This is a genomic window from Pseudomonas sp. GD03858 (assembly GCF_029840925.1).
GTDB lineage: Bacteria > Pseudomonadota > Gammaproteobacteria > Pseudomonadales > Pseudomonadaceae > Aquipseudomonas.
Window position 1 is genome coordinate 1 of record NZ_JAOCDM010000024.1, and the last position, 18,062, is coordinate 18,062.

Below are 18,062 nucleotides of genomic sequence, written 5' to 3' on the forward strand. Positions count from 1 at the left end.
CCGCATCGCGCCGGGCAAGCCGGTGGAGATCGAGGTGGAGAGCCTGGACGAACTGCGCCAGGCGCTGGCGGCAGGGGCCGATATCGTCATGCTTGACGAGCTGACCCTGGATGAGATGCGCGAGGCAGTGCGCATCACCGCCGGCAAGGCCAAGCTGGAGGCCAGCGGTGGGGTGAACGAGAGTACCCTGCGGGTGATCGCCGAGACGGGCGTGGACTACATCTCCATTGGCGCGATGACCAAGGACGTGAAGGCGGTGGACCTGTCGATGCGCCTTAGCCTCTGAGGTTTTCGCAAGGCATGAAAAAACCGGCCAGATGGCCGGTTTTTTCATCGCGGGGCTGACCCGCAACGGCTGGATCAGTGCGCGGCGTTGGCCAGGCCGTCCAGGTAGCGCTCGACGTCCAGGGCCGCCATGCAGCCGGCGCCGGCCGAGGTGATGGCCTGGCGGTAGACGTGGTCGGCCACGTCACCGGCGGCGAACACGCCTTCGACGTTGGTGGCGGTGGCGTTGCCTTCACGGCCGCCATGCACCACCAGGTAGCCGTCCTTGAGGGTCAGCTGGCCTTCGAACAGCGAGGTGTTCGGGGTGTGGCCGATGGCGATGAACACGCCGTCGACCTTGATCTCGTCGAAGCTGCCATCGTTGTTTTTCAGGCGCGCGCCGGTCACGCCCATGTTGTCACCCAGCACTTCGTCCAGGGTGGCGTTGAGCTTGAGCTCGATCTTGCCTTCGGCGACACGGGCGTGCAGCTTGTCGATCAGGATCTTCTCGGCGCGGAAGGTGTCACGGCGGTGTACCAGGGTCACCTTGCTGGCGATGTTGGCCAGGTACAGCGCCTCTTCCACGGCGGTGTTGCCGCCACCGACGACCGCGACCGGCTTGTTGCGGTAGAAGAAACCGTCGCAGGTGGCGCAGGCCGACACGCCCTTGCCCATGAAGGTTTCTTCCGACGGCAGGCCCAGGTAGCGGGCACTGGCACCGGTGGCGACGATCAGCGCATCGCAGGTGTAGGTGCCGCTGTCACCACGCAGGGTGAACGGCTTGTTGGCCAGGTCGACCGCGTTGATGTGGTCGAAGACGATCTCGGTCTCGAAACGCTCGGCGTGCTCCTGCATGCGCTGCATCAGGGCCGGGCCGGTCAGGCCATGGGGGTCGCCCGGCCAGTTGTCGACTTCGGTGGTGGTGGTCAGCTGGCCGCCAGCCTGCATGCCGGTGATCAGCAGCGGCTTGAGGTTGGCACGGGCGGCATACACCGCGGCGCTGTAACCGGCAGGGCCGGAACCGAGAATGATGACGCGCGAATGACGTACTTCAGACATGTCGAACTCCTGTCGAGCGGGCCGCACGGGGCCGGCATCATGGTGCCGGATGCGCCAGCTGGAATTAAAAAGGACCCACGCAGCACTTGGGGAAGGCTACAACGCGTCGGTCCAAAAGCAAAAAAGTTGAGCGCACTGTAGCGAGGCCGCAGAGATTAAGGAAATATCCTTCGACAATCCACCTTATAGACAGTCTCTATCCGATGAAGAAACCGATAGGCATTGTCCCGATCCTTTGTTACATGCCGTGTCCCTGAAGCGCCGCGCCTTTCGTCGGCGCGTCAAACTCGGTAAGGTCAGCGCGATTTCCTCAAGCGGAGCACTCCGATGCAAGCCCCCGTCCTTTCCGGCCCACAGTACCTGCGCGAAGGCCTGAAACTGGTCCTGAGCCCCGGCCTGCGGCTGTTCGTGCTGCTGCCCCTGGCGGTGAACCTGCTGCTGTTCGGTGGCCTGATCTACTTCGCCGGGCACCAGTTCAGCCTATGGGTCGATGCGCTGATGCCGACCCTGCCCGAGTGGCTGAGCTTCCTCAGCTATATCCTCTGGCCGCTGTTCGTCGCCCTGCTGCTGTTGATGGTGTTCTTCACCTTCACGATGCTGGCCAACGTCATCGCCGCGCCGTTCAACGGTTTTCTCGCCGAGAAGGTCGAGGTGGTGGCGCGCGGGCAAGACAATTTCCCACCGTTCAGCTGGGGCGAGCTGCTGGCCATGGTGCCGCGCACCTTCAGCCGCGAGATGCGCAAGCTGGGTTACTTCCTGCCGCGGGCCATCGGCCTGTTCATCCTGTCGTTCATCCCGGTGGTCAATGTGATCGCCGCGCCGCTGTGGCTGGTGTTCGGTATCTGGATGATGGCCATCCAGTACATCGACTACCCGGCGGACAACAACAAGATGAGCTGGCAGGACATGCTCGCCTGGCTGCGCGAAAAGCGCTGGCAGTCGATGGGCTTTGGCGGGATCACCTATCTGGCGCTGATGATCCCGGGGGTCAACGTGCTGATGATGCCGGCGGCGGTGGCCGGCGCCACGTTGTTCTGGGTGCGCGAGCGCGGTTGACCGACCATCGCGGGGCAAGTACCCGGTCAGTGACTCAACTGGCTGGAGAACTGCCCCACCGCATCCACCACCTTCTTCGCCCCTTCCTGAATTTCCACGATCACCCCACCGGTATCGGCCGCCAGGGCCAGCCCTTGCTCGGCCTGGCGCTTGCTGGTGTCGATGATGTCCACCGCGGCCTGGGCCAGCTGTTCGTTCTGCTGCACGACCTTGGCGATTTCCTCGGTGGCGCTGCTGGTGCGCGAGGCCAATTGGCGCACTTCGTCGGCGACCACGGCGAAGCCACGGCCCTGCTCGCCGGCACGGGCGGCCTCGATGGCGGCGTTGAGCGCCAGCAGGTTGGTCTGCCCGGCGATGTCGCTGATGGTCTTGATGATCGCGCCGATCACCTTGGACTGCTTGTCCAGGGCCTGGATGCCGTCGGCGGCGTCCTGCATCGAGCCTTCAAGGCCACGCATCACCTCGACGGTCTGGGTCACCACGTCGGTGGCCTTGCGCGCGCTGCTGTCGGTTTCCAGCGAGGTGTTGTAGGCGATGTCCGCGGCCTGGGCCACGGCCATCTCCTGGTTGACCTGATCGGTGATCACCGTGGCGAACTTGACCACTTTGTAGAGCACGTCGTGGGCATCGATGATCGGGTTGTAGGACGCCTCCAGCCACACCACTCGGCCATGGGCGTCGATACGCTTGAAGCGCTCGGCAACATATTCACCACGACGCAGCCGCTCCCAGAACGCTTGGTAACCCGGCGAGTTGGCTTCTTCCGGTTCGCAGAACATGCGGTGCGACTTGCCACGAATCTGCTCCAGGCTGTAACCCATGGTCTGCAGGAAACGGTCGTTGGCGGTCAGCACCTGGCCTTCGAGGTTGAACTCGATCACCGCAGTCGAACGCATCAGGGCCTTGATCAGGCTTTCATGCTCGCGGGAAGTCTCGATGGTCCGGGTCAGGTCACTGGAGTGCAGGGAGAAGTACTTGATGCGCCCTTCGCTGTTCTTCACCGGCTGCAGGATCGAGCGCAGCCAGGCTTCCTCGCCATTGCCGCGCAACAGTCGGAAGGCGCCGTTGAGGTGCTCGCCACGGGTGATCGCATGCTTCATGCGCTGATAGAAATCGAGCTTCTTCACATGAGCCGGCACGATCTCCTCGATGTTGCGCCCGATCAGTTGCTCGGCGCGGTAACCCATTTCGGCCTCGAAGTTGCCGTTGACCGACTCGATGCGCCCCTGGGGATCGAGCTGGAGCACCAGCATCTCGCTGTCGAGGCTGTTCTTGACCTGCTCGACGGACATCAGCTCTTCGCGCAGTTGCTGGATTTCTTGCTTCAGTTTGCTGTTGAACATGGCCGCTCTCCCGGAGCGCATTGCGGTAATCGAATGCATCTGCATCGGCTGGCTCCAGCGAGTTCTTGAGTGCCTTGCAAGGAAATAGTCATACGGATGAATGTGCCGGAAATCAGGCGTCATCAGCACGTCACAAAACCGTCAAATGAGCGCAATCGGGCCGGCGGACACTTTTCGCCATGAGCACACCGTCCTTGCGCGTCACCCTCGTCAGCGAAACTTTCCCACCCGAAATCAACGGCGTGGCCAACACCCTTGGCCGGCTCAGCGAAGGGCTGCGCCAGCGCGGCCATCACGTGGAGCTGGTACGCCCACGCCAGGCCACCGACGCCGCCACGGGCCCCCAGGACGCACTGCTGCTGTGTCGCGGCTGGCCATTGCCAGGCTACCCCGGCCTGCAATGGGGCGAGGTGTCGATGCACAAGCTGTGGCGCCGCTGGCGCCGACAACGCCCGGATGTGCTGTACATCGCCACCGAAGGCCCGCTGGGTTTGAGCGCCCTGCGCGCGGCCCGGCGCCTCGGGGTGGCGGTGGTCAGCGGTTTTCACACCAACTTCCCGCAGTACTCGGGCCAGTACGGCCTGGGCCTGCTGTCACGGATGCTCACCCACTACCTGCGCTGGTTTCACCGACGCACGGCCATCACCCTGGTGCCCAGCGTCAGCCAGCGCCTGGAGCTGGAACGCCGTGGCTTCGAACGGCTGGGGCTGATGGCGCGTGGCGTCGATGCCGGCCTGTTCAACCCGGCGCGCCGTAGCCAGGCGCTGCGTGAGCAGTGGGGGCTGGGCGCCGATGACATCGCCGTGCTGCATGTCGGCCGCCTGGCGGCGGAAAAGAACCTGGCCCTGCTGCGCCCGAGCCTGGAGGCACTGCAGAAGAGTTATCCACGACAGCGTCTGCGCCTGATCGTGGTCGGTGATGGTCCGCTGCGCGCTCAGCTCCAACAGCAACTGCCCGAGGCGCTGTTCTGTGGCGCGCAGCGTGGCGAGGTGCTGGCCGAACACTATGCCAGTGGCGACCTGTTCCTGTTTCCGAGCCTGACCGAGACCTTCGGCAACGTGGTGCTGGAAGCCATGGCCTCGGGTCTGGCGGTGGTCGCCTACGATGAGGCCGCCGCGGCCCAGCACATCCGCCATGGCCATAGCGGCGCCCTGGCCATGCCAGGTGATCAGCTGGCATTCATCGATGCGGCCTGCTGGCTGCTGGAAGAAGGCGAAACCCTGCGCCGGGTGCGCCTGAATGCCCGGCAGCACGCCAGCCGCCAGGGCTGGCCGGCGATCGTCGAGCAGTTCGAAGGGTATCTGTACGGTGCCTGTCGGGGCCAGGAAAACAGCCACATCCAGGCACCATCGACGGTCCTGGCGATCAAGCCAGAGTCGTCAGCGCCTCGCGGCTGAACGGCAGCACGTCCGCCTCACGCCCGTCGCGCACTTTCTGCGCCCACTGGGCATCCACCAGCAACGCTCGGCCCACGGCCACCAGATCGAATTCCTCGTCCTGCAGCCGACGCAGCAAGCCCTCGAGGCTGGCGGGCTTGGCCACCTTGTCGGTGGCGACCATGAACTGCAGGAACTCACCGTCCAGCCCTACACTGCCCACGGTAATGGTCGGTTTGCCGGTCAGTTGGCGGGTCCAACCGGCCAGGTTCAGGTCGCTGCCAGCGAATTCCGGCTCCCAGAAACGGCGGGTGGAGCAGTGAAAGATATCCACCCCCGCGTCGGACAGCGGCGCGAGGAACGCTGCCAGGGCCTCGGGGGTCTCCACCAGGCGCGCACTGTAGTCCTGCTGCTTCCATTGCGAGAAGCGCAAGATGATCGGGAAATCCGCACCGACCGCCTGACGCACCGCCTGGATCAGCTCGATGGCGAAACGCGAGCGCGCGGCCAGGTCGCCACCGTACTCATCGTCACGACGGTTGCTGGCCTCCCAGAAGAACTGGTCGATCAGGTAACCATGGGCACCATGGATCTCCACTCCGTCCATGCCGATGGCCTGGGCATCGCGCGCGGCCTGGGCGAAGGCGGCGATCACCTCGCCAATGTCGTCCCGGCTCATGCCATGGACCAGCACCTTGCCGTCCTTCTCCTTGCCGCTCGGACCGTAGCCCGGCACCTCGGCGTCCGGCTCGGTGCCCAGGCGCCTCACGCTGCCGACATGCCATAACTGCGGCACGATGCGCCCGCCCTCGGCATGCACGGCATCGACCACGCGCTTCCAGCCGGCCAAGGCGTCCTCGCCATGGAAACGCGGCACATTGGGATAACCGTTGGCGGCCTTGTGGCCGACCGTGGTGCCTTCGGTGATGATCAGGCCGACACCGGCGGCGGCGCGGCGGCGGTAGTACTCGACCACGCCGTCATGGGGCACGCCGCCTGGGCAGAAGGTGCGAGTCATCGGCGCCATGACCACACGGCTCGGCAGGTCGAGGGAGCCGAGGGTGAAAGGCTGGAACAAAGGGTTGCTGGACATGCGGCGCTCCCGGCAGATGAGGAAATGCGCCTGAGATTAGAGAGAGCCCGCCGGCGGGCACAGCATTATTGATTGGAGTGATTGCACAGTATCGCGGGCGACTGCAGAGGGGCTGCCACGCAGCCCCTCCTCGACGCGGGGCCGCCCCGCAGTGGTGTTCAGGCCAGCGCTTTCTCGATCGCCTGCACCACGGTCGGATCGTCCGGCGCGGTACGCGGCGCGAAACGCGCCAGTACGCGACCATCCTTGCCAACCAGGAACTTCTCGAAGTTCCAGGTGATATCACCGGGGAACTCAGCCCCCTCGCCCGCCAGCAGGCGGTACAGCGAGTGGCGTTGTGGACCGTTGACTTCCAGCTTGGCCCCCAGCGGGAAGCTGACGCCGTAGTTGAGGCTGCAGAACTCCTGTATTTCCTTCTCGCTGCCAGGCTCCTGGCCGGCGAACTGGTTGCAGGGCAGGCCCAGTACGTTGAAACCCTGGCCCTTGAACTGCTGGTGCAGTTTTTCCAGTGACGCGTACTGCGGCGTCAGGCCGCACTTGGAGGCGACATTGACCACCAGCACCACCTGGCCCTTGAACGGTGCGAGGGGCAGGTCCTCGCCGTTCAGCGCCTTCAACGTCAGGTCGTGAAATGCACTCATGTTGATTCCCCTCTCAGGTTCCCGGTTGTCGCAGGGGCGAATCGCGCCCACTAAAAAGGCGCGCGGCCAAACCGTCCACCCTCCTGAGGAGGGCAAGTCCGGCTTGCCCGAGCGCCTGGCGACTCTCTGAGCTTAGCGCAGAAAATCAGTGGTGATGGCCACCTTCACCATGGATATGACGGTGAGCGATCTCTTCTTCGCTGGCATCACGCACGTCGACAACCTTGACCTTGAAGTTCAGGCGCTGGCCGGCCAGCGGGTGGTTGCCGTCGACGGTCACGTCGTCGCCGTCGATGTCGCGGATGGTGACGATCTGCATCTGGCCATCCGGCGCCGAGGCGTGGAACTGCATGCCGACTTCCAGCTGATCGACGCCTTCGAACATGCTGCGGTTCAGGGTGCTGACCAGTTCGGCCATGTACTCGCCGTAGGCTTCTTCCGGCTCGATGGCAACGCTCAGCTCGTCACCGGCCTGCTTGCCTTCCAGGGCCTTTTCCAGACCTGGGATGATGTTGGCTGCACCGTGCAGGTACACCAGCGGCGCACCACCGGCGGAGCTGTCGATGACCTCACCTGCGTCGTTGGTGAGGGTATAGTCGATGGAGACAGCCTTGTTGGCGGCGATCAGCATGGGGCGAGACCTTTTGCAAAAGAATGTAGAACGGACAAGTGTAACCAACGCACCGGCCGATTGCGAACGCGAGCCCGATCAGGGGCAGCCCATCAGTCGGATCATCGGCTTTCACCGCGACGAAGAAGGCCACTGGGTGGTGGAGCTATCGTGCGGTCATACCCAGCACCTGCGCCACCAGCCGCCGTGGCAGGCACGCCCCTGGGTGCTCGACGCCGACGAGCGCGCGCGACGCATCGGCCAGGCATTCGCCTGCGGCTGGTGCGCACAGGGTGCCGTTGGCGCTACCCTTGGCCGTTGACTTCCTGGCATCGCTTATTTCGAGAAGCACGCATGCAGACATTTTTCATTGCGCCGACCGATTTCGGCGTCGGCCTGACCTCCATCAGCCTGGGCCTGGTCCGCACCCTGGAGCGGGCCGGGCTCAAGGTCGGCTTCTTCAAGCCAATCGCCCAGCCCCACCCCGGCGACACCGGCCCGGAGCGTTCCAGCGAACTGGTGGCCCGTACCCACGGTATCAAGCCACCCACGCCCCTGAGCCTGAGCCACGTCGAGCGCATGCTCGGCGACGGCCAGCTCGACGAGCTGCTCGAACAGATCATCCGCCTGTACCAGCAGGCCTGCGTAGGCAAGGACGTGGTGGTGGTCGAGGGCATGGTCCCGACCCGCCACGCCAGCTACGCCGCGCGGGTCAACCTGCACCTGGCCAAGAGCCTCGACGCCGAGGTGATCCTGGTGTCGGCGCCGGAAAACGAAGTGCTCAGCGAGCTGTCCGGCCGCGTCGAACTGCAGGCACAGCTGTTCGGCGGCCCACGCGACCCCAAGGTGCTGGGGGTGATCCTCAACAAAGTACGCACCGACGAAAGCATGGCCGACTTCGCCACGCGCCTGCGCGAACACTCGCCGCTGCTGCGCGGCAACGACTTCCGCCTGCTCGGCTGCATTCCCTGGCAGGCCGAGCTCAACGCGCCACGCACCCGTGACGTGGCGGAACTGCTCGGCGCCCAGGTGCTCAACGCCGGCGACTACGATCAGCGGCGCATGAGCAAGATCATCATCTGCGCGCGCACCGTGGCCAACACCGTGCCGTTGCTCACTTCCGGGACCCTGGTGGTGACCCCGGGCGATCGCGACGACATCATCCTCGCCGTGTGCATGGCCGCGATCAACGGCGTGCCCCTGGCGGGGCTGTTGCTGACCAGCGACAGCAAGCCCGACCCACGCATCCTCGAACTGTGTCGCGGCGCCCTGCAGGCCGGCCTGCCGATCCTGTCGGTGGGCACCGGCTCCTACGACACCGCCAACCAGCTCAACTCGTTGAACCGCGAAATTCCGGTGGACGACCGCGAGCGCGCCGAGTTCATCACCGACTTCGTCGCCAGCCACCTGGACGCCGCCTGGCTGCATCAGCGCTGCGGCACCCCGCGCGAGTTGCGCCTGTCGCCGGCGGTGTTCCGCTACCAGTTGATCCAGCGCGCCCAGCAGGCCAACAAGCGCATCGTCCTGCCCGAAGGGGCGCAACCGTTGCTGGTGCAGGCGGCGGCGCTCTGCCAGGCACGCGGCATCGCGCGTTGCGTGCTGCTGGCCAAGCCCGAGGAGGTCGACGCGGTGGCACGGGCGCAAGGCATCACCCTGCCGCCGGACCTGGAAGTGCTCGACCCCGAGCTGATCCGCGGCCGCTATGTCGAGCCCATGGTCGAGCTGCGCAAGAGCAAGAACCTCAACGCGCCGATGGCCGAGCAGCAACTGGAGGATCCGGTGGTGATCGGCACCATGATGCTGGCGCTCGGCGAGGTCGACGGCCTGGTCTCGGGCCTGGTGCACTCCACCGCCAACACCATCCGTCCGGCCCTGCAACTGATCAAGACCGCGCCGGGCAGCAGCCTGGTGTCGTCGGTGTTCTTCATGCTGTTCCCCGACCAGGTACTGGTCTATGGCGACTGCGTGATGAATCCTCATCCCAGCGCCGCGGAGCTTGCCGAGATCGCCCGGCAGAGCGCCGAGTCGGCCGAGTCGTTCGGCATCGCGCCACGGGTGGCGATGCTCAGCTACTCCAGTGACTCGGCGGCCAGCGACGAGGAGGTCGAGAAGGTCCGCGAGGCCACGCGCCTGGCGCAGGAAGCCGAACATGGCCTGCTGATCGACGGCCCGTTGCAGTACGACGCCGCGGCCAACCCGGACATCGCCCGCCAGCTGGCCCCTGGCAGCCAGGTCGCCGGGCGGGCCACGGTGTTCGTGTTCCCCGACCTGAACACCGGCAACACCACCCACAAGGCGGTGCAGCGCAGCGCCGACTGCGTCAGCCTGGGGCCGATGCTGCAAGGGCTGCGCAAACCGGTGAACGACCTGCCGCGCGGGGCGCAGGTCGAGGACATCGTGCACACCATCGCGCTGACCGCGATCCAGGCTCATCATGGCGGGAAGATGCCGGCCTAGCCGTAATGCTGGGGCCGCTTTGCGGCCCATCGCGGGCAAGCCCGCTCCCACAGGACCGCGCAATTCCTGAAGCTTGCCCATGAGGGGCGGACAGCCCCTTCTTGGGCGGTTCCACGCCCCTCGTCGGCTGCCGACCAACGTCATTTGACTTCCCTTTGCCCAGGGCTAGCGTTCAATGCTGTCAGGATGAAATCACAGCAGGCGTCAAGGAAGCGCAGCGCTCGACCCGACCCATGGCGAGCGCGCGACCGCTGTATCCGGCCCTCCCCTGTCTCTGGTCCCGTCCTCTGTGCCGCCTGCGCGGCATAACGGCTTGCGTCACCTCGCAAGACCCAGGCGATCGGGCGTGATCGCACAGTGAAGGAAAGGCACGACAAGGAGAGTGGTCATGAAATACGTCATAGGCCCCAGCATCGGGGTTGCGCGTGTGGGCAACAGTGAGACGGGCTTCTACCTGGCCCCGGAAACCCTCGGCGGCCGACCGCTGGAGTGCGACGGGTACGGCAACCAGACGTTCGACCCACAGCAGCAGCCGGTGTATGTCAGCCGCTACAAGGACGCCAATGGCAGCGTCAAGCGCCAGGCCGCGCGATTCTGCATCTTCGCCGTGGACGACAATGGCAAGGCCACCGAGCTCACCCTCGATAGCCCGAATGTCGAGTCCATGACCTGGTCGGTCCATTTGGCCAACAAGAAAGCCATCTGGTACAACTTCGCCGAACTGGAAGGCAACCTGCTGCTGGGCGCGGACAACAGCTACGAGGCCAAGGACGTGCCGTTGCGCAACGCCACCGTCACCGATCCGAGCGAACGCCAGCAACTCATCATCGACCCGGGCCCCTATCCTGTGTCCGGCCGCCAGAGCAAAGTCGAGCTCTCCCGGGAAAACACCAGCAACGACTACCGTTTCCGCTCCTTCCCCAAACGCGCCACCCAGGGCCAGCAGATCAATACCCTGGGCACCCTGCGCACCGATGCCAAGGGGCGTCTGCTGGTGCTTGGCGGGCATGGCCATGCCGGCGGCAACGAATCGATCAGCAGTTTCGCCGGCGCCGACACCTGGCATGACGATGTCTCCGACGGCCCCGTCACCTGTACCCTGAAACTGACCAACCAGCCCGTACAGGTACTCACCGCCTGGTGCATCGTCGGCTCGCCGAAGTTCGCCCCGGAGCTTGAGAACATCGTCACCCTCGACGACCTGGCCTTCGACGTGGCGGTACGTGAACTCAACCTGCTGCCGGAGCTGTATCGCAACGGCCAGTACCAGACGAGCTACATCGCCAACTACGAACGCGACATCGAGCCGATCCTGCGGCGTCCTGCGGGCTATCGCTGGGTCGCGGCGATCCCGTCGCTCAACAGCTTCTCGCCACCCCCGTTCGATGCCAAGGATCGCTCATCGGCGAACCTCAAGCAGCGCCAGGACTACTTCTCGCTGTTCCGCAACCCCGGCAGCAACGGCTTCACCGACGGTGCCCAGGCGCAGTTGTTCGACCAGAAGTCCGGCATTCCGCTGATGCCGCTGAATTCCGGCTCCAACTCGGTCAGCAACCAGCTGCTGGACAAGTTTCTCACCCTGACCCGCACCCAGTACTTCCTGCTGGGACAGTGGGCGGCCGGCCAGTTCGTCGTGGAACCGCCGAAACCGTTGCCGGGTGTCAGCGCGCTGGATCAGGCGAGCATCGGCAACTGCGTGGGCGGCCCCCTGTGCCCGGGCATCGAAGTGACCTGGAGCCTCTACAGCCCCTCCCTCTACGACAAGCCCTACCAGATCAGGCATCGCCATGACAGCGACTACTACTACGCCAACGGCCTGAGCGTCAGCGAGAACGAAACCGATCCGGAAGGGCCGTTCCAGGGCTGCGAGCCCGGCGACCTGACCAAGCGCATGGCCATCCCGTGGCAGGCCGACTTCTACCAGTGCACGGTGCAGAACGTGAACTTCACCGACCCTGCGCTCAACAAGGACGACGGCGTGCCGAAGGCACCGTCCTATTACGCCTACTGGTGGCCACCGCAAAGCCCGTGGAACGTCATCCCCGCCGACATGACCGCCGCGGCCCAGCAGGCCTCGGGGATCTCGGCCGGCATGCAGTCGATCTACAGCCGGGGCATCAACGGCTACACCGAGATGATCCAGGCCTGGCACTACCTGGGCTTCATCACCAATGAAGCCCAGGGGCCGCTGCGCGACCTGTACCCCTACTTCGTCGAGACCGAGCGCAACAACGACCGCTTCGTGGCGGCCAGCTACGCCGTCGGCCCGGCCGAGTACGTGCTGTCTGGCGCCAGCGGCAACTTCTTCAACACCTGGTACCTCAAGCCGGACGAGAAGCTACCGAGCATCGATGGGCGTCAAGTGGTCACAGCCCGAGGGCATCTTGTTCGCTGACCAACCGAGGACCGTGGACGTGGTCGTCGTCGGGGGAGGGCCGGCCGGCAGTGCGGCCGCCCTCACCCTGCGACGCCACAGCGGTCACTCGGTGATGGTGCTGGAACAACGAGAATACGCTCGGGAGAAGGTCGGCGAGACCCTCTCCCCCGGCGTCCTGCCCCTGCTCGACTACCTCGGCGTCGGCGAGCATTTTCGCCAGGCCGGTTTCAGTCAGTCGTTCGCCTTCACCGCCGCCTGGGGTGATAGCGAGGTCCGCGCGCAGGACTTTCTGTTCACCGGACGCGGCCATGGCTGGCACCTGGACCGCACGCGCTTCGACGCCGGCCTGGCCAATGCCGCGCGCAGCATGGGCGCGCAGTTGCTCACCGGCGTTCGGGTGCGGGCGGTAGAGCGCGACGGCGACGCCTGGAAGCTGCGGATAGATGGATTGGAAGGCTCACCCGAAGTGCGTTGCCGCTACCTGATCGATGCCACCGGGCGCAGCGCCTGGCTGGCTCGAGCGGTAGGCGCCAGCCGCGTCCAGCAGGATCGGCTGGTGGGCATTTCGGCGTATCACGCCGCCAGCGACATCGTCGTGGAAGGTTGCTCGCTGGTCGAAGCCGTGGCAGTGGGCTGGTGGTACAGCGCCCCGGTGCCGGACGGTCGCCTGATCGCCGTGCTGATGACCGACGCCGATCTGCTCCAGGCCTCGCACGATGACCGCGAGCATTTCTGGCACACGGCACTGGCCCAAGCGCCCAATACCCGTGCGCGCCTGGGCGAACGACCGATCGAAGGCGACCTGCGCGTCTGGCCGGCTCATTCGCAGCAACTCGTGCCGTGCTGCGGCGACGGCTGGGCGGCGGCGGGCGACGCCGTGGCGGCGTTCGACCCGCTGTCGTCGATGGGCATTGGCTACGCCTTGAGCACGGGAATCCAGAGCGCCCGGCTGGCCGCCATCAGCCTCGCGGACGCCAGCCATGAAGCCGAGCAGTCCCAGGCCTATCGCATCGATATCCAACGGCACGTCAGCGAGTATCAGGCGATGAAACGGGGCTATTACGGCGTCGAATCACGCTACGCCGACCAACCCTTCTGGAAACGCCGCCAAGTCGCATGACCGCTGCCGTTCCGGCAGCAATCGGGGCCGCTGTGCGGCCCAGATTGAAGACGCTTCGCTACAGCAACGGCTCAGGGATACTGCTGAACAGTGCCCTGCTGGTCATACTGCTGACCCGGGATCGGCTTGAGGTTGACCTCGACCCGACGGTTCTGCGCCCGCCCGTTGGCATCGGCGTTGCTGGCGATCGGCTGGTCCGGGCCCATGCCACGCACGCTGACCCGCGAGGCATCGACGCCCTGCGAGGTCAGGTAGGTGCTGACCGCCTGGGCGCGGCGCTGCGACAGATCCATGTTGTGCTGGCGGCTGCCAGTGCTGTCGGTAAAGCCGATCACTTCGATGGTGTTCTGGTTGAACTGCTTGAACGAGCTGGCCAGGTTGTTCAGCGGCGAGTAGAAGCTCGGGGCGATATTCGCCGAATCGGTGGCGAAGGTGATGTTGCCCGGCATGATCAGCTTGATCTGGTCGCCCTGGCGCTGCACCTCCACGCCGGTGTTGGCCATCTGCGCTCGCAGCTCGGCCTCCTGCTTGTCGGCGTAGTAGCCATAGCCGGCGGCGGCGGCGCCCACCGCGGCCGCGCCGATCAGCGCGCCCTTGCCGCGGTTGTTGTGGTCGATGGCGGCACCGGCGATGGCACCGGCCAACGCGCCCAGGCCACCGTACTTGGCGGTCTTGCTCATCCCTGTGGAGCCCTGCGCCTGGCCTTGGTTGTCATAGGGGTTGGGGCTGGCACAACCGGACATCAGGGCAGCGGCGGTAGCGACGATAATCAGACGACGCATGGTGAACATGGACAAGCTCCTACTGAAATTCAAAAGTGCGGCGGATCACACGCGGATCTGTGCCAGCCTTGGATTGCAGCACGGTGAAAAAATTCCATGAAACCTCAGGCGCGCACGAACGGGTTCTCGCGCATCTCGTCGCCGAGGCGGGTCTGCGGGCCATGCCCGGTCACCACGATGGCATCTTCATCCAGGCGGTACAGCCGCTCCTTGATGGAACGAACGATAGCCCGCTGATCGCCACCCCACAAATCGGTCCTGCCGACGCCGCGACGGAACAGGGTGTCGCCGGCGATCAGCAGCTTGTGCTCGGCGAACCAGAAACTCATCGATCCCGGCGTATGTCCCGGTGTGTGCAGTGCCACGCCACAGCCGCATGCCAACTCCTCGTCGTCGCTCAGCCAGCGGTCCGGCGACGGCACCGGCGTATAGGGCATGCCGAACATCTGGCACTGCATTTCCAGGTTTTCCCACAGCGGCTGGTCAGCCTTGTGCAGGTGCAGCGTGGCGCCGGTCAGCTCCTTGAGCTTGCCCGAGGCAAGGAAATGGTCGAAGTGGGCGTGGGTGTGGATGATGCTCACCAGGGTCAGGCCGTGGTGTTGCAGGCGGGCGAGGATCTTCTGCTCGTCCCCGCCTGGGTCGACGACAATCGCCTTCTTGCTGACAGGGTCGCCGATCAGGGTGCAGTTGCACTGCAGGGGGCCTACGGGGAAGGTTTCGCGGATGAGGGCTGTCGCAGGATGTGCCATGAAGGGATAACCAATTACTCGAAAAGTGTTTGAACACGAGCCAGTGCATCCAGAACGACAGCTTCGGGAACAGACTCGACACGCGTGGCGTTTCTCGCCTCCAGATCAACGATGCGTATCTGGTTGCATAGCATGACGCCCTGCGTCTGCGTACCGGCACCGCTGAGCGTCACCGCGAAACCCGCGTGCCGCGCAAAGTCCCCGCCCTGGGAGATCGGAGCGATCACCGCAAGCCCGGAAACATTGAACGTGTTCGGAGTCAGAACCAGCGCAGGTCGCGCTGCGCCCTGCTGCTCCCGACCGACCGTGGGGTCCAGGTTGACCCTGACGATGTCCCCTCTGGCGAACTTGGCGCGCCTCACATTTCACGTCCAACCGGGCGCATGGCATTCCAGGCGGCCATGTCCTCCGGTTCTGGTGCGTTCAGATCACATTGCGCCATCAGTTCTTCAAGCGTGTATTTAGGCTTCGCCCTGACAGCCTTGAGCACCATGCTTTCGCCAGCCGTGTCCAGACTCAGGGTTGACCCCACTTCAAGACGCATCTGCTTGAGGACTGTGGAGGGAATTCGAATGGCGGCGCTGTTTCCCCACTGTTGAATCTTGATCTGCATAAGTATCTCCCACGGTAGATACATAGTAGAAACCCTCCCGGCGATAGCAAGTGAAATGTAGAGACCAAGTATCTACACTGCCACTCCTCGAGTGCCGGAAAAAGTCCACTTGATGCCAGTGGGAAATGCCTGACTTGATCTTGGGATGCGGTCCCGGTTTGGCGACAAAGTACGACACCGGCATCAAGGCAGGTACAACCGGAACAACCCGCCCCCCAGCGTCCCGCCATTGGCGATTTCGATCCGCCCGCGTACCCCGTTGCGCTCATGCAGCGCGGCAATTCGCGCGGCGAAGTACAGCCCCAGTCCGGTGCTGCCGCTCTGCGAATCGATGCCCTGCGCGTAGTCGTGCTGGCGTTCGAGCATGCGCTGTGGATAACCGGCACCGTCGTCGTTGACGCTGATCACCAGCTGCTCGCCCTCTTCCTCGATGCTGATCAGCAGGGCATGGCCGGCGTAGCGGATAGCGTTGGTGAGCACATTGGCCACCACCGAGGCGACCAGTTCACGGTCGAAGAAGCCCAGCGGGCTTTCAGTCTCGATGCGCCAGGTGGCGAGGATATCGCGGTGCTTGATCACGTCCTCCTGGGCCGCCAGCTGAGCCTCGATGAAGTCGTCCAGCTCATGGTAGTCCGGGCAGATCGGCAGCTGGTTGACGCCGAGCTTGTACAAGCCCAGCAACTGCACGAGCATGCCGTTCAGATGGCTTAGCTCATGCTCCACGACGCCCTGCTCGGTTCCCCCGCGTAGCGCCTCGGGCAGGCGCGCCAGCCACTGGCTGTGCGCATGGGTGAGCGCCGACAGGGAGTTCTTCAGGTCGTGCACGGTGGAGGCGATCACCGTGGAGAAATCCAGCCCCTGGTTGTCCTGGTTCATGCGCCGAAGACCCGGATGTGCAGTTTGCGATAACGATCGTAGCGGCTGTCGCTGGCGGGGATGCCGGCCACGCGGGTGAGGCAGTCGCGGCATTCCTGCATGAGCGCCGGCGGTGGTGTCTCGCCACCGATGCGCAGCAGCGCCTGGGCGGTGTTCAGGGCGATGCTGATGTTCTTCGGTTGCAGCGACAACGCCTTGCGGAACATGCCCAGCGCTTCGTTCAGTTCGCCGCCTTGATAGCTGCGCACGCCCTGGCGATTGAGGTCCACCGCCTCGGTTACCGCGCCAAGCACCACGGGGTCATCGGTGAGCTTGGCCACGTTCTGCATGACCTTGGGATCATCGCCATAGGTTTCCACGCAGCCTTTGAGGATCGAGGTGCCCGCCGCATCCTGACCGAGCTGTTGCAACTGCCTGGCGACCGTCAGGGCGGCTTCCACGGAGAAGAACTGATCCATCTTGTCCAGGCGCTGCATGGCCTGCTCGGTGAGCTTGGCCGCGGTTTCCGGGTCGCCGGCCTGTTGCAGGCTGGCCGCCTTCATCAGCCGTGCTCGCACCTGCAGGCCCTGGTCCTCGACGTTCTCCTTGGCCACCTCGCTGAGCACTGTGTTGATCTCGACCCGGGTACGGGCATCGAGGCCGTTGCCAACGTTCTTGTTCATCAGCGCCTGAACCAGGCCCAGATTGCTTTCGGCATCCTTGTAGCGCGAGCTCTGCCCCTGGTTCACCGCATGGCGATAGGCCTTCGAAGCGCTGTCGAAGTCGGCGTTGTCCAGCGCCAGCTTGCCCAGCGCGGCCTGGCGTCGAACGGCCAGCGGCGACAGGCGTACCGCCTCTTCCAGCATGTGCTGGGCACGCTTGCTCTCGCCCTGGGCCACCAGCACCTCGGCCATGCCGTCATACAGGTTGGGCATGATCGGGAATGCCTTGAGCGCCTGTTCGTAGACCCCCTGGGCCTGGGCATGCTGGCCACGCTTGTGCAGCAGGCTGCCCAGCGCCGCGTAGACCCACGGCTGAGGGCGGCTGGCGAGGATGTTCTTGAGGAACTTCTCCAGCTCTTCGAAACGGTTGAGATCGCGCAAGGCATCGGCACGATAGCGCAGGCACAACGGCGCGAACCGCGGATCCTGCTTGCACAGCTCGGCACAGGCCGCCAGCACCTCGGCGGGCCGGCCACGGTCGAGGGCCTGGAGGATCGGCTTGAGCAGCGTCTTGCGCTGGGTCAGTTTCTCCAGGCGCTGGGCCAGCCCGACCCGGTTGAACGGTTTGGTCAGGTAGGCGTCGGGCTCGTGCTCGATGGCACTGAGCACGATGGACTGGCTGCTTTCGGCCGTGACCATGATGAACACGCATTCGTGGCTGATCAGCTTGTCGAGGATCAGGTCCTCGAGCACTTGCTGGCCGTTCTTCTTGCCATCGCCGAGGTGGAAGTCCTGGAGGATGAAGTCATAGCGCTTCTGCCCGCACATGCGCAGCGCCTGTTCGCCGCTGTCGGCGGTATCCACGTCGCGCGCGCCCAGCTCGCGAAGCATCGAGCGGGTCGACGTGCGAAAGTCGGTGAAGTCGTCGACGATGAGAAAGCTTTTTTGCCCGTACTGCAGCATCAACACGACCTGTATCGAGAGAAGAGGGAAGTGGCGATGCGT

General features: G+C 64.8%; 17 protein-coding genes and 1 pseudogene. 7 read left to right on the forward strand and 11 right to left on the reverse strand.

Annotated features, from left to right (window positions below):
• A pseudogene (locus N5D48_RS09235) lies at positions 1-286 on the forward strand (nicotinate-nucleotide diphosphorylase (carboxylating)); the annotation flags it as partial.
• Between the two features lie 74 nt (positions 287-360).
• Here N5D48_RS09235 and trxB read toward each other — a convergent pair.
• Complete coding sequence (gene trxB, locus N5D48_RS09240; protein ID WP_028689829.1) at positions 361-1,323, reverse strand: thioredoxin-disulfide reductase; 963 nt, start codon at positions 1,321-1,323, stop codon at positions 361-363.
• A gap of 327 nt (positions 1,324-1,650) precedes the next feature.
• Between trxB and cysZ the strand changes: the two genes are divergently transcribed.
• Entirely contained in the window at positions 1,651-2,379 is a 729-nt protein-coding gene (cysZ, locus tag N5D48_RS09245; protein WP_279883354.1) for a sulfate transporter CysZ, read from the forward strand.
• Positions 2,380-2,405: 26 nt separating this feature from the next.
• On the opposite strand, the gene N5D48_RS09250 is transcribed toward cysZ, so the two are convergent.
• A complete protein-coding gene (locus N5D48_RS09250) occupies positions 2,406-3,722 on the reverse strand; it encodes a PAS domain-containing methyl-accepting chemotaxis protein (RefSeq protein ID WP_279883357.1) in 1,317 nt (438 codons plus the stop codon).
• A gap of 179 nt (positions 3,723-3,901) precedes the next feature.
• Here N5D48_RS09250 and N5D48_RS09255 point away from each other — a divergent pair, with 179 nt between their 5' ends.
• On the forward strand, positions 3,902-5,119 hold the full coding sequence (locus N5D48_RS09255) for a glycosyltransferase family 1 protein (RefSeq protein ID WP_279883360.1): 1,218 nt from the start codon (positions 3,902-3,904) through the stop codon (positions 5,117-5,119).
• Here N5D48_RS09255 and N5D48_RS09260 read toward each other — a convergent pair.
• The 3 genes from N5D48_RS09260 to N5D48_RS09270 all read right to left on the reverse strand — a co-directional run bounded on the left by N5D48_RS09260 (position 5,088) and on the right by N5D48_RS09270 (position 7,463).
• A complete protein-coding gene (locus N5D48_RS09260; RefSeq protein ID WP_279883362.1) occupies positions 5,088-6,191 on the reverse strand; it encodes an NADH:flavin oxidoreductase in 1,104 nt (367 codons plus the stop codon). The genes N5D48_RS09255 and N5D48_RS09260 overlap by 32 nt on opposite strands.
• 158 nt (positions 6,192-6,349) lie before the next feature.
• Positions 6,350-6,832: a glutathione peroxidase gene (locus N5D48_RS09265; protein ID WP_279883365.1), complete on the reverse strand. Its 483-nt coding sequence runs from the start codon at positions 6,830-6,832 to the stop codon at positions 6,350-6,352.
• A 145-nt stretch (positions 6,833-6,977) separates the two neighbouring features.
• Positions 6,978-7,463 carry a peptidylprolyl isomerase gene (locus tag N5D48_RS09270; RefSeq protein WP_279883368.1) on the reverse strand — a complete coding sequence of 162 codons (486 nt, stop codon included), beginning with the start codon at positions 7,461-7,463 and terminating at the stop codon, positions 6,978-6,980.
• Between N5D48_RS09270 and N5D48_RS09275 the strand changes: the two genes are divergently transcribed.
• The 4 genes from N5D48_RS09275 (at position 7,462) to N5D48_RS09290 (ending at position 13,396) form a co-directional block, all read left to right on the forward strand.
• Positions 7,462-7,764, forward strand: coding sequence for a DUF3565 domain-containing protein (locus tag N5D48_RS09275; protein WP_279883371.1), 303 nt, complete (start codon positions 7,462-7,464; stop codon positions 7,762-7,764). The two genes, N5D48_RS09270 and N5D48_RS09275, sit on opposite strands and share 2 nt — an antisense overlap.
• A gap of 32 nt (positions 7,765-7,796) precedes the next feature.
• Positions 7,797-9,899 carry a phosphate acetyltransferase gene (gene pta / locus N5D48_RS09280; protein WP_279883373.1) on the forward strand — a complete coding sequence of 701 codons (2,103 nt, stop codon included), beginning with the start codon at positions 7,797-7,799 and terminating at the stop codon, positions 9,897-9,899.
• A gap of 388 nt (positions 9,900-10,287) precedes the next feature.
• A complete protein-coding gene (gene lodA / locus N5D48_RS09285) occupies positions 10,288-12,294 on the forward strand; it encodes a CTQ-dependent lysine 6-oxidase LodA (RefSeq protein WP_279883376.1) in 2,007 nt (668 codons plus the stop codon).
• Complete coding sequence (locus tag N5D48_RS09290) at positions 12,284-13,396, forward strand: FAD-dependent oxidoreductase (RefSeq protein WP_279883379.1); 1,113 nt, start codon at positions 12,284-12,286, stop codon at positions 13,394-13,396. The genes lodA and N5D48_RS09290 overlap by 11 nt, the downstream gene beginning before the upstream one ends.
• A 71-nt stretch (positions 13,397-13,467) precedes the next feature.
• On the opposite strand, the gene N5D48_RS09295 is transcribed toward N5D48_RS09290, so the two are convergent.
• The 6 genes from N5D48_RS09295 to N5D48_RS09320 form a co-directional block, all read right to left on the reverse strand.
• The gene (locus N5D48_RS09295) at positions 13,468-14,187 is read right to left on the reverse strand and encodes an OmpA family protein (RefSeq protein ID WP_279883380.1); all 720 of its coding nucleotides are present in this window, start codon (positions 14,185-14,187) and stop codon (positions 13,468-13,470) included.
• A gap of 95 nt (positions 14,188-14,282) precedes the next feature.
• Positions 14,283-14,927 carry an MBL fold metallo-hydrolase gene (locus N5D48_RS09300; protein WP_279883383.1) on the reverse strand — a complete coding sequence of 215 codons (645 nt, stop codon included), beginning with the start codon at positions 14,925-14,927 and terminating at the stop codon, positions 14,283-14,285.
• A gap of 14 nt (positions 14,928-14,941) precedes the next feature.
• Positions 14,942-15,289, reverse strand: coding sequence for a type II toxin-antitoxin system ChpB family toxin (locus N5D48_RS09305; RefSeq protein WP_279883386.1), 348 nt, complete (start codon positions 15,287-15,289; stop codon positions 14,942-14,944).
• Positions 15,286-15,564, reverse strand: coding sequence for an AbrB/MazE/SpoVT family DNA-binding domain-containing protein (locus N5D48_RS09310; RefSeq protein ID WP_279883389.1), 279 nt, complete (start codon positions 15,562-15,564; stop codon positions 15,286-15,288). The genes N5D48_RS09305 and N5D48_RS09310 overlap by 4 nt, the downstream gene beginning before the upstream one ends.
• Before the next feature lie 159 nt (positions 15,565-15,723).
• Positions 15,724-16,416, reverse strand: a complete 693-nt coding sequence (locus N5D48_RS09315; RefSeq protein ID WP_279883392.1) for a HAMP domain-containing sensor histidine kinase — start codon at positions 16,414-16,416, stop codon at positions 15,724-15,726.
• The gene (locus tag N5D48_RS09320) at positions 16,413-18,020 is read right to left on the reverse strand and encodes a tetratricopeptide repeat-containing response regulator (RefSeq protein WP_279883469.1); all 1,608 of its coding nucleotides are present in this window, start codon (positions 18,018-18,020) and stop codon (positions 16,413-16,415) included. Before N5D48_RS09320 ends, N5D48_RS09315 begins: the two co-directional genes overlap by 4 nt.
• Positions 18,021-18,062 lie beyond the last annotated feature (42 nt).